Annotated in this window: 9 protein-coding genes; 2 read left to right on the top strand and 7 right to left on the bottom strand. The window is 38.8% G+C overall.

All coding sequences use genetic code 11. From position 1 onward, the window contains the following. The first annotated feature begins 218 nt into the window (after positions 1-218). Positions 219-1,691 carry a recombinase family protein gene (locus AC0C45_RS24095; protein ID WP_472928934.1) on the top strand — a complete coding sequence of 491 codons (1,473 nt, stop codon included), beginning with the start codon at positions 219-221 and terminating at the stop codon, positions 1,689-1,691. On the opposite strand, the gene rlmD is transcribed toward AC0C45_RS24095, so the two are convergent. The 5 genes from rlmD to gatC all read right to left on the bottom strand — a co-directional run bounded on the left by rlmD (position 1,692) and on the right by gatC (position 7,543). After that, complete coding sequence (gene rlmD, locus AC0C45_RS24090) at positions 1,692-3,071, bottom strand: 23S rRNA (uracil(1939)-C(5))-methyltransferase RlmD (RefSeq protein ID WP_472928900.1); 1,380 nt, start codon at positions 3,069-3,071, stop codon at positions 1,692-1,694. 95 nt (positions 3,072-3,166) lie between these two features. Beyond that, positions 3,167-4,099, bottom strand: coding sequence for a diacylglycerol kinase (locus AC0C45_RS24085; RefSeq protein ID WP_280168788.1), 933 nt, complete (start codon positions 4,097-4,099; stop codon positions 3,167-3,169). 234 nt (positions 4,100-4,333) lie between these two features. Further along, complete coding sequence (gatB, locus tag AC0C45_RS24080) at positions 4,334-5,764, bottom strand: Asp-tRNA(Asn)/Glu-tRNA(Gln) amidotransferase subunit GatB (RefSeq protein ID WP_013055057.1); 1,431 nt, start codon at positions 5,762-5,764, stop codon at positions 4,334-4,336. A gap of 14 nt (positions 5,765-5,778) precedes the next feature. Beyond that, entirely contained in the window at positions 5,779-7,236 is a 1,458-nt protein-coding gene (gatA, locus tag AC0C45_RS24075) for an Asp-tRNA(Asn)/Glu-tRNA(Gln) amidotransferase subunit GatA (RefSeq protein WP_013055056.1), read from the bottom strand. A 16-nt stretch (positions 7,237-7,252) separates the two neighbouring features. Next, positions 7,253-7,543, bottom strand: coding sequence for an Asp-tRNA(Asn)/Glu-tRNA(Gln) amidotransferase subunit GatC (gene gatC / locus AC0C45_RS24070; protein WP_016762781.1), 291 nt, complete (start codon positions 7,541-7,543; stop codon positions 7,253-7,255). A 365-nt stretch (positions 7,544-7,908) separates the two neighbouring features. Here gatC and AC0C45_RS24065 point away from each other — a divergent pair, with 365 nt between their 5' ends. Then, the gene (locus AC0C45_RS24065) at positions 7,909-8,394 is read left to right on the top strand and encodes a DUF3920 family protein (protein WP_034654683.1); all 486 of its coding nucleotides are present in this window, start codon (positions 7,909-7,911) and stop codon (positions 8,392-8,394) included. 54 nt (positions 8,395-8,448) lie between these two features. On the opposite strand, the gene AC0C45_RS24060 is transcribed toward AC0C45_RS24065, so the two are convergent. Next, the gene (locus tag AC0C45_RS24060; protein ID WP_034654682.1) at positions 8,449-9,642 is read right to left on the bottom strand and encodes a CamS family sex pheromone protein; all 1,194 of its coding nucleotides are present in this window, start codon (positions 9,640-9,642) and stop codon (positions 8,449-8,451) included. Positions 9,643-9,655: 13 nt separating this feature from the next. Continuing rightward, a complete protein-coding gene (gene ligA / locus AC0C45_RS24055; RefSeq protein WP_047933016.1) occupies positions 9,656-11,662 on the bottom strand; it encodes an NAD-dependent DNA ligase LigA in 2,007 nt (668 codons plus the stop codon). Positions 11,663-11,669: the final 7 nt, after the last annotated feature.

Below are 11,669 nucleotides of genomic sequence, written 5' to 3'. Positions count from 1 at the left end.
TTCCCCCTTAATGTTATCTACGAAAATTCCATTTAACCCCAATAACAATTTTACACCACCAAACCAAAATTAGGTATAAAGACTTTTTAATTTTCATTTTTTTCTAATTTGAAAGAAAATATTTTTAACAAGAAGTTTATTTTTCTATCCAAGGGACTATATTATATCTTAGGTAAACACTACTATATCTCAACCTCGAATAAAGGAGTTGAGACTTTATAAAATGTGCAGTATATATCCGTGTGTCCACGGATAAAGAGGAGCAAAAAACTTCTCTTGAAAATCAACAACGCTTCTTTTTTAATGTTCTTGCTGAGAAAGGTTGGGAGCTTTATCGCTTTTACATTGATGTAGAATCAGGTACCGATGATAAGAAGAGGAAACACCTTCGCCAATTGATTGAAGATGCAAAGAATAAAAGGTTTGATATCATTCTCTCAAAAGAGTTGTCTCGGCTTGCTAGGAATGGAAAGCTCTCGTATGAGATAAAAGACATTGCCGAGAAGAACCATATTCACATCATCACATTTGATGGTGCTATTAACTCCTTAGAAGGCAATATTAATATGTTTGGACTGTATTCTTGGATGTATGAACAGGAAGCACAACGTACATCAGAAAGAATCAAAACAGCGCTGAATACAAAAGCAAAAAAAGGCGATTTTACTGGCTCTAATCCTCCATACGGTTATAGAGTATTAAATCACAAACTTTATTGCGCTCAAGACAGCACACCAGCTATAGTAAAAGAAATTTTCAAGCTTTACATTAGTGGGAAGGGTTTTGATTCGATAGCAAAATACTTATCGAATCAAGGATATCCCACTCCAGCCCAAATTGCTGGAAAGAAAAATGCAGGAGAGTACTGGCATGGTTCAACAGTAAAGTTAATTTTGCGAAACCCTCATTACGTTGGCGATTTAGTTCAAGGTAGAGAGACCTCTCGAAGTGTGACTGTGAAGACACGAGAAAATGTTCCAAAAGAAAAGTACATTGTTATAAAAAATGCTCACGAACCAATTATATCTCGTGAAGATTTTGACACAGTTCAAAGGCTTATGGGTATTAGAAAAAAGAATATTACTAAGGCAAAAAAACACCTATTTACCAATATATTATATTGTGCTGAATGTGGGACGAGCATGTGGTATAGACAAAATCGGAATGGATATATTTGTGGAAAGTATGCAAAGCATGGAAAAAAAGCATGCAGTGCGAACACCGTTAAAGAAAAGGCTTTAAAAGATTTAGTTCTTAGTGATATTAAAAAATTCACTCAGAAAATAAATGATAAGCAATTCACTTTTAGTTCTAACACTTTTAATGCAGATGAAAGTTTATCTCGTGAGATTCAAGAGATTGAAACTCAAATAAAAAATATTCAACAAAAAAAGAAACGTTATCTAGAAATGCTTGCTGAGTATTTGATTACTCACCAAGAATATCGAGACTCTGCTAATGATTTTAACGAGCAAGTGAAACAACTTGAATTAAAAAAGAGTGGGCTAAAAGCCTCACTCCCTTTTAAAGATACATCCGAAGATTTTCATTTACTTAAAAACACATTGAATAAATACTCTTCATCCACAGAAGTAAATGAAGAATTTTTACATCGTTTTGTCGAACGTATAGAGGTAGGTAAAGAAAGGTTACCAAAAATAAAATATCATTTTTCAATCATGAATGATTAATTAACCTTCTTTTAAAATTAACTGCGACACGCACTCCACATGCGTCGTATGCGGGAACATATCAACAGGCTGAACTTCAACCGTCTCATATCCGCCTTTTTCTAAAATAGCTAGGTCACGTGCGAGAGTTGCTGGTCCGCATGAAACATAGACAACTTTTTTCGGCTTCATGTCAATGATGGTATTCAAAAGAGCTTCGTCGCATCCTTTTCGCGGCGGATCTACGACGATGACGTCCGCTTTGATACCTTGTTTGTACCAGTTTGGAATGACGACTTCTGCTTCGCCTACTTCAAATTCAGCGTTGTGAATACCGTTTAGCTCAGCGTTGCGCTTTGCATCTTCAATCGCTTCAGGCACGATTTCAACGCCATATACTTTTTTCGCTTTTTGAGCGAGAAATAATGAGATTGTTCCGATTCCACAGTAAGCGTCAATAACCGTTTCTTCTCCTGTTAAATCTGCATACTCAAGCGCTTTGTCATAAAGCACTTTCGTTTGCTCAGGGTTTACTTGGTAGAATGATTTTGCTGAAATGGCAAATTTAACGTCGCCGATATAATCGTAAATATATTCTTCTCCCCAAAGTACGTTCGTTTGGTTCCCTAAAATGACGTTTGTGCGCTTGCTGTTTACGTTTTGAACAATTGATTTCACGTTCGGCACGGCTTCGATAATGTCTTCTATAATACGCTTTTTGTTTGGCAGCTCAGCTGTACGAGTCACAATGACAACCATGATTTCACCCGTTACAAGTCCGTAGCGCGCCATGATATGACGAAGTGAGCCTTTATGTTTTTGTTCTTGATAAGCAGAAATGCCATGCTTTTCACAGATTGATTTAACAGCTTGAACAACATCATCATTTGCTTGCTGCTGAATCAAACAGGCATCCATGTTAATGATGTCGTGGCTTCGCTGCTGGTAAAACCCAGCGACCAAACCGCCTTCTCGTTCTGCCACGGGAACTTGAGCTTTGTTTCGATAGCGCCAAGGATCGTTCATTCCTAGCGTTGAATGTACCGGAACGTCAGGTAAATGACCAATTCGCGCCATGACGTCTTTTACTTGCTTTTGTTTAAATTGCAACTGTCCTTCATAGCTTACATGCTGCAGCTGACAGCCTCCGCACTGCTTGTAGACCGGACAGGGTGCTTCAACACGCTGTTCACTAATTGTATGGTGCTTGATAAGCTTGCCAAACGCATAGCCTTTTTTTACTTTAATAACTTTTACTTGGCCGCTTTCACCGGGCAGCGCATTTTGAACGAAAATAGGAAATCCGTTCACTTTCGCTACACCCGCTCCGTCATGCGTTAAATCTTCAAACGCAACATCTATATATTCATTTTTTTCTACAGGTGGTTTTAATTTTTCCATTTATCGTTACATCCTTTTAGTCATTTGAAAATGCTGAACTGATTGTACCATAAGAGCGAAAGCCAAACAAAGAAAAGCATGAAAAAAGATCGCATTTAGGCGATCCCATTTTTTTCCATAAATTCAGCTGTTGCTTTTGGAACAAAGATTTCTACATGGCGATATAAGTTTACAAATTCCCCAGGCAATAATCCGCCGTACTCGCCATCTAGATTTAACTGCATTTTATCATTTGTATGAATTTTAACACGGTTCGCTTTTGTGTAGATAATATGAGGATCATTGATGTGTTCTCCTCGCAGCGCAAGTGTCGCAATTCGAATAAATTCAGCTAAATTTGCTTTCTTTAAAATAATTAAATCAAACATGCCGTCATCTAAAGAAGAATCTGGTGCCAGCTTTTCAAAACCGCCGACTGAGTTCGTTAAGGAAACGAGGAAGAACATAATCTCTCCGCCAAAGAATTTTCCGTCATACTCAATTTCAACAGATGTTGGTTTAATAGAAGGAAGCATTTCCATGCCTTTTAAATAGTAAGCTAGCTGTCCAAGCATTGTTTTTAACTTGCTTGGCACTTCATATGTTAATTCAGTTAAACGGCCGCCTCCGGCGATATTTACAAAGTAATGCGTTTCTCCGTCATTTGTTACACAGCCCAAGTCAATTGGCTTTGTTACGCCTTCTACAATAACATCAATAGCGCCTTCAATCGTACGGGGCACATTAATAGCACGAGCAAAGTCGTTGGTTGTTCCAACAGGAATAATACCTAGCTGCGGACGATAGTCTTGTCCAGCGATACCGTTTACGACTTCATTGATGGTACCGTCTCCACCGGCTGCAATTACAACGTCAAAACGACGCTCTACTGCTACTTTAGCAGCTTCTGTTGCATCACCAGCGCAAGTTGTAGCATGACAAGATGTTTCGTAGCCTGCTTGCTCTAGCTTTTGCAAGACTTCCGGTAAGTTTTTCTTAAAAATTTCACGGCCCGATGTCGGGTTATAAATAATTCTCGCTCTTTTCATATTCATCATCCTAATAATGATAATTTGTCACAAATCTTTGCCTACTTTTATCAGTGAAAGAATGCCCCCTCACATTACATCATCAACAAGAGGGGGCATGAACAAACATATTATAAAGAAATTAACCTTGATATACAATATTCACGTTTCGGTTTTTATTCATACCTTCAGCGCGATCGCCCTTACTCATAATAAATGTGAGATGGATATCCACCTCACATTTATTTATCAAATTTAGCGTTTATTAATTTCTTCTAAAAGAATTTTATTAACCATCGGTGGGTTCGCTTGGCCTTTTGAAGCTTTCATAATTTGACCAACTAAGAAGCCAATTGCACGATCCTTACCGTTTTTGAAATCTTCAATAGATTGAGGGTTTGCATCTAATGCATCTGTTACGAATTTACGTAAAGTTGCATCATCAGAAATTTGTACAAGACCTTTTTCTTTTACAATTTTCTTTGCATCTCCACCATTTTCAATTAATTCTTTGAATACTTTTTTCGCAATTTTAGACGAAATTGTACCTTCTTGAATTAATTGAATCATACCAGCTAGACCTTCAGGTGTTAAGGCTACATCTGAAAGTTCTTTTTGGTTTGAGTTTAAGTAAGCAGAAACTTCACCCATTAACCAGTTAGAAGATAGCTTCGCGTCTCCGCCCGCAGCAAGCGTTGCTTCAAAGAAATCAGACATTTCTTTTGTTAGCGTTAATACCATTGCATCATAAGCAGGTAAGCCAAGCTCTTCTACATAGCGCTTTTTACGAGCATCTGGAAGTTCAGGAATCGAAGCACGAACGCGTTCTTTCCACTCTTCGTCGATGTGTAATTCTAATAAATCAGGCTCTGGGAAGTAGCGGTAGTCGTCAGATCCTTCTTTTACACGCATTAGAATTGTTTCGCCCGTAGACTCGTCAAAACGGCGTGTTTCTTGCTCGATTAAGCCACCAGACAATAACACTTTTTCTTGACGAATTTCTTCGTGTTCAAGACCGCGGCGCACATAGTTAAATGAGTTTAAGTTCTTTAACTCAGCTTTTGTACCGAACTCTTCTTGTCCAACTGGACGTAAAGAAATATTGGCATCACAGCGAAGTGAACCTTCTTCCATTTTACAATCAGATACGCCTGTATATTGAATAATTGATTTTAATTTTTCTAAATAAGCATATGCTTCTTCAGGAGAACGCATATCTGCTTCTGATACAATCTCAATTAGAGGTGTACCTTGACGGTTGAAGTCTACTAGTGAATAGCCATCGCCCGTATGCGTTAGCTTACCAGCATCTTCTTCTAAATGAAGTCGGTTGATACGAATACGCTTCGTTTCACCTTTAACTTCTACTTCAATCCAACCGTTCTCGCCAATTGGTTTATCAAATTGAGAGATTTGATAAGCTTTTGGGTTATCCGGATAGAAATAGTTTTTACGGTCAAACTTTGTATCTGTTGCGATTTCACAGTTTAGCGCAAGCGCTGCTTTCATCGCAAAATCAACTGCTTCTTTGTTTAACACAGGTAATACGCCAGGATAACCTAAGTCAATTACACTTGTGTTAGCATTTGGAGCCGCACCAAATGCGTTTGGACTTGCTGAGAAAATTTTAGATTTTGTCTTAAGCTCAACGTGTACTTCAAGACCAATAATCGTTTCAAAGTTCATCTTTATCTCACCCCTTACAGTGCTGGTTTCGCTTTATGATGCTCAGTTGCTTGTTCGAATGCATGAGCAACACGATAGATTGTGCTTTCGTCGAAATGCTTACCGATAATTTGTAACCCTAATGGCAATCCATTTGATAAGCCGCAAGGCACAGAAATACCAGGTACTCCAGCAAGGTTTACTGGGATTGTTAAAATATCGTTTGCATACATTGTTAATGGATCGTCTGTTTTCTCACCAATTTTGAATGATGGAGTTGGTGTAGTTGGTCCAATGATAACGTCATAGTTTTCAAATACAGACTCAAAGTCTTGCTTGATTAACGTACGTACTTGCTGTGCTTTTTTGTAGTAAGCATCATAATAACCAGAGCTTAACGCAAACGTTCCAAGCATGATACGGCGTTTTACTTCGTTTCCAAAGCCTTCGCTTCGAGACTGCTTGTACATTTCGATTAAGTTCTCAGCATTATCTGTACGATATCCGTAGCGAACGCCGTCAAAACGAGATAAGTTAGCAGACGCTTCAGAAGAAGATAATAGATAATACGTAGCTAATGCGTATTTAGAGTGTGGAAGCGATACTTCTTCCCAAGTTGCGCCTAGTCCTTCTAACACTTTTAGTGCATCTAAAACAGACTGGCGAGCTTCTTCGCCCACACCTTCGCCTAAGTATTCTTTTGGAACAGCAATTTTAAGACCTTTTACGTCACCTGTTAAAGCAGATACATAATCCGGTACATCAACATTAGCAGAAGTAGAGTCCATTGGGTCTACGCCTGAAATTGCTTGAAGTAAGTATGCATTATCTTCAACAGAATTTGTGATTGGTCCGATTTGATCTAAAGAAGATGCAAATGCCACCAATCCGTAACGAGATACGCGACCATACGTTGGTTTTAATCCGACAACACCGCAATAAGCAGCTGGCTGACGAATTGACCCACCTGTATCAGAACCTAAAGAAAACGGAACTTCACCTGCTGCTACAGCTGCAGCTGAACCACCGCTAGATCCACCTGGTACGTAATCTAAATTCCATGGGTTGCGCGTTAACTGAAGACCTGAGTTTTCAGTTGACGAACCCATTGCGAATTCATCCATATTTAATTTACCGATTGTTACCGCTTCAGCTGCCTGCAATTTTTGAACAACTGTTGCATCATAAATCGGATCAAAGTTTGCTAGAATTTTACTAGAACAAGTTGTACGTAAATCTTTTGTGACAATATTATCTTTTACACCGATTGGCATACCAAATAATAGGCCAAATTCATCTTTTGTTTGTAGTGCTTCATCTAGCTCTTTTGCATAAGCACGAGCATTGTCTTCATTAAGCGCTAAGAACGCACCTACTTTATCATCTACTTCATTAATACGTTTATATGATTCGTCTACTAAATCTTGTACACGTACTTCTTTCTTGTGTAAAAGGCTATGTAGTTCTGAAAGTTTACGATCGAATAAAGACATCGTAAAGCCTCCTTCCTTATTCTAAAATAGTTGGTACTCGAATGTAGCCATCCTTGTGGTCTGGTGCATTTTTCACTACGTCTTCAATTGGTAAACCTTTAGCTGGCTTATCTTCACGCATTACGTTTTTCATATTCAATACGTGAGAAGTTGGTTTTACATTTGTAGTATCTAACTCATCTAATTGTTCTGCATATGTAATAATAGCATCTAATTGTTTTGTAAATAGTTCAGCTTCGTCATCCGTCACCGCAAGTCTCGCTAAGTTTGCAACGTGTTTTACTTGATCAACAGAAATTCTTGACATGTTCCTTCACCTCCGAATATTCGTCCCACTACAATATACTGATAATACCAAACTTCACTAGCAACAGGCAACATTTCTGAGACTAGTTCCTAAAATATTAAAAACCCCGCCAGGCAAGACAGGGCTTACATTTATCACTTCTATTTTATACCAAATCTATTTCATTCAAACAACATTCCATACTTTTCCTTTATCATAAAATATTTCTCTCTGGCATAGGTATAAAATAACCTTCTTTTTAGAAAAGATAGATAGAAAGAGAAACATGCTTCAGATGAACACACCACCATGTTTTAATTTCACTAGTCTTTGGGAAAGTAAAGAAAACGAATAACTACTTTACCGTAAAAGAGGTGCTATAAAAATTGAATAAAATACTTATACAGTCAGTCATCCACCAGCGCCCTGTGTATCAGCAAAGCGGAAGATGGTTTGTATTAGATGAAGAATTCAAATGGGATTTGCCCACCTTGCAAAAAGATGTTTTTGCTTGTTTAAATAAAGCCTTTCATATTCCTATCATTTTTTGTGATTCATGCGAAGCCAATAAAATTGTCTCTGCTCTTGGAGAAGAAGAAGCAGAATACCTGCAGTTTGCATCAGGCGTCTACTGGCGAGAAGTCGGCATTATATTTATTTTTAAATTTGAGGACTATCTTCCGCTTGTTGAAACGATCTTTCACGAGCTGCGCCACTATATTCAAGATCACATCCCTTATTATCAGAAAGAATTTGAGCTGGATAAAAAGCGCCCGTATGAAGAGCGGACAACCGAACAAGATGCGTTTGCATTTGCTGCTTATTATCTTGCTAAGTTTACAAGACAAAATTCTCACGCCATTCCTTCATAGGAGGCAATCTCATAGAATTAGAAAAAGACACTGCTTGAGCAGTGTCTTTTTTGCTTACTCTTCGTAAATATGAACGAACGGCTTGTCTTCATCTGCTTTTCTAACAATGAGAGCTTCCGGTCCGCTTACTGAGTTAATAGAGATACTCGTTTCCATATATGAAGGGAAATGATCAAGCATTAAACCAGCAACGTACTGAGTAAATCCTACAATTTCACCTTTTCCGTAAAATTGTACGGGAATATCAATCGTCATCTTTTGAAGCTGTCCATCTTTGTAATACCCTTTCCCTACTACGCTTGTAAAGTTCGGGAAGTAGTCTTCGATTTGCGCTTTAAACTCATCAAATTTCATCGCATCGTCTCGATGATCTTTTGTTGCATCTGATGATGGGAATAAATAATATTGCTCGTCTAAATTATCCCAGCTGCCAACGGCCGTATCATTTGAACCTGCATTTCCGACAGCTATAAAGTTACCCGGTGTTAAAGAAGACTTAGCACTTTGTTTGAATAGCGCTACTCGAACTGGCACATTTTCTAGGCCTTTGATGTCGCGCATACGCTTAACAATCTCATCTGCCATTTGCTTTCCTTGGGCTTCAATCTCTTTATTTGTAAGCTTCACTTCACGAGCATAGCCATTTTCTTCTGTATAATAATGAACGGAATTCATCGCCAGGCCAATTGTGACGCCTCCAAGTTTTACCTTGTCGTCTCCGTCTTGGATAAGGTAATCTTGCTCAGTAATGTTCGCTAAGTACATTGGGCTTGTTTCGTTACGAGTTTTCAAATCGCCTTTTTCCGTATCGATTGGATTTAACCCATTGTTTTTAAGCTTCTTTTTCGCCGTCTTATCTTTTGTTTTACTTTGAAGATCTTTAAACTGTTTATCGCTCAGCTTACGGCTTAACCATGAGCGAATAGTATCTTTATCAAGGTACTGGCCTTCTTGATACACATATTTTTTCGGAGAATAGCTATCTGTCGATAAGCGCATTAAGCCTGTTTCAAATTCTTGCGCATCCAAGCGGTTGTTTAAGTTTGCTGCTACTAAGCCTCTTGCCACTCCCGCTTTAAATGGAAGAATTGTTCGGTAATAATCATCTGAAATACTATACTTCGGAATAACTGCTTTTTCTTTCTTGTTGTTGGTTTGTTGAACAGTCTCTTTATCGTCCGAAAGATTCGGTGCACACGCTGAAGTTACAAGCATGACCGCAAGAGAAAGTAACAATATCTTTTTCAACTACACACACCTCTTATTTATTTAATTCCGTAAGTAGCCTTGCCTCATCCCATACTTCAATTTCAAGCTCGTTAGCTTTTGTCAGTTTGGAACCAGCCTCTTCCCCTGCCACAACAAGGTCTGTCTTTTTACTTACGCTTCCTGTGACTTTACCGCCAAGTGCTTCAATTCGTGCTTTTGCCTCATTGCGAGATAGCTGTTCAAGCTTACCTGTTAATACAACGGTTTTACCAGCAAAAACAGAATCTACATTTTCTACACTTACAAGCTTGGGTCCTTTGTATGTAAGGTTTACTCCATACTCTTTTAATTCATGTATAAGTTCTTGAACCTCTTCTTGTGTAAAGTAAGCAACAATAGCATCAGCCATTTTGGCACCAATTTCATTAATTGCCACTAATTCATCATACGTTGCTTTTGTTAACTTGTCTATGGTTTCAAAGTGCTGAGCTAACGTCTTTGCAGCTTTTGCTCCGACATGGCGAATGCCCAAACCAAAAAGCAAACGCTCAAGCGAATTTTCTTTCGATGCTTCGATGGCTGCAATCAAATTATCAGCAGATTTCTCACCCATGCGCTCAAGCTCGATTAACTGATGTTTTGTCAGCGTATAAATATCCGCTACGTCTTTAATTAACTGTTCGCGAAATAATTGCGATATAACTTTTTCACCAAGTCCATCAATGTTCATCGCATTGCGGGACACGAAATGAATAAGTCCTTCACGAATTTGAGCAGGACAGCTTGGATTAATGCAGCGAAGCGCAACTTCTTCTTCTAAACGCACCAGTTCACTTTCACATTCCGGACAGTGAGTAGGCATCGTAAACTCTTGCTCTTCTCCCGTTCGCTTCTCCTCAATCACATTCACTACCTCAGGAATAATATCTCCTGCTTTTTTCACTACGACATAATCTCCGATGCGAATGTCTTTTTCACGAATCAAATCTTCATTGTGAAGAGACGCACGCTGTACCGTCGTACCTGCTACTTGAACAGGCTCCAAAATAGCTGTTGGCGTAATGACACCTGTACGGCCTACCGTCAGCTCAATATTTACAAGCTTGGTTACAACTTCTTCAGCAGGAAACTTATAAGCAATAGCCCAACGTGGACTTTTGGCCGTTGTTCCAAGCTCAGCCTGCTGATCAAATGAATCTACTTTTACAACAATGCCATCAATATCATAAGATAGTTCTGGACGTTGCGTTTGCCAGCTTTCGATGTAAGCAATCACATCATCAATGGTTTCACACGTCTGTCTTTCCTTATTTGTTTTAAAACCAAGCTCATCGAGTAAATTCAAACTTTCGCTGTGAGAGTCGATTTCTAATTCTCCTGTATCAGTCATGGCATATACAAAGATATCTAAATTACGTTTTGCCGCAATTTTAGGATCTAGCTGACGCAGTGAGCCTGCAGCTGCGTTACGCGGGTTAGCAAACGGAACTTCATCCCTTTCCATTTTTGCTTCATTAAGTGCTTTGAATGATTTTCTCGGCATAAATGCTTCTCCGCGAACTTCCATTGATAACGGTTCTTTAATTCGCAGTGGAATAGAGCGAATTGTTTTTAAGTTTTCAGTAATATTTTCACCAGTCGTACCGTCTCCGCGCGTAGCCCCCAGCACTAAGTATCCATCTTCATAGCGAAGAGATACAGCAAGGCCGTCAATTTTAAGTTCGCATACATAAGAAAACCCATCTCCAACGGCTTGGCGCACTCGGCGATCAAAATCCCGAAGATCTTCTTCATTAAATGCATTTCCTAAACTTAGCATAGACGTTTGATGCTGAACCTTCTCAAACGCATCGAGCACTTGGCCGCCGATGCGCTGAGTAGGTGAGTCAGCTGTTTTTAATTCTGGAAATGATTCTTCTATCTCAATTAACTCATTCATTAATTTATCGTATTCTGCATCTGGAACAGATGGCTGATCTAACACATAATATTCATAGCCATATTGATTTAATAAGTCACGTAATTCTTGAACGCGTGATTTTGCTGTCTCAAACTCCATATTCTAG

This window comes from Priestia sp. VA7 (genome assembly GCF_055710015.1).
Note: the sequence above shows the minus strand (reverse complement) of the source record. Positions and strands in the feature narration are given on the sequence as shown.

Coding starts and splice junctions, on each gene's coding strand:
- gatB (WP_013055057.1), bottom strand. CDS start 5,764: ATGAACTTTGAAACGATTATTGGTCTTGAAGTACACGTTGAGCTTAAG.
- ligA (WP_047933016.1), bottom strand. CDS start 11,662: ATGGAGTTTGAGACAGCAAAATCACGCGTTCAAGAATTACGTGACTTA.
- gatC (WP_016762781.1), bottom strand. CDS start 7,543: ATGTCAAGAATTTCTGTTGATCAAGTAAAACACGTTGCAAACTTAGCG.
- rlmD (WP_472928900.1), bottom strand. CDS start 3,071: ATGGAAAAATTAAAACCACCTGTAGAAAAAAATGAATATATAGATGTT.
- AC0C45_RS24085 (WP_280168788.1), bottom strand. CDS start 4,099: ATGAAAAGAGCGAGAATTATTTATAACCCGACATCGGGCCGTGAAATT.
- gatA (WP_013055056.1), bottom strand. CDS start 7,236: ATGTCTTTATTCGATCGTAAACTTTCAGAACTACATAGCCTTTTACAC.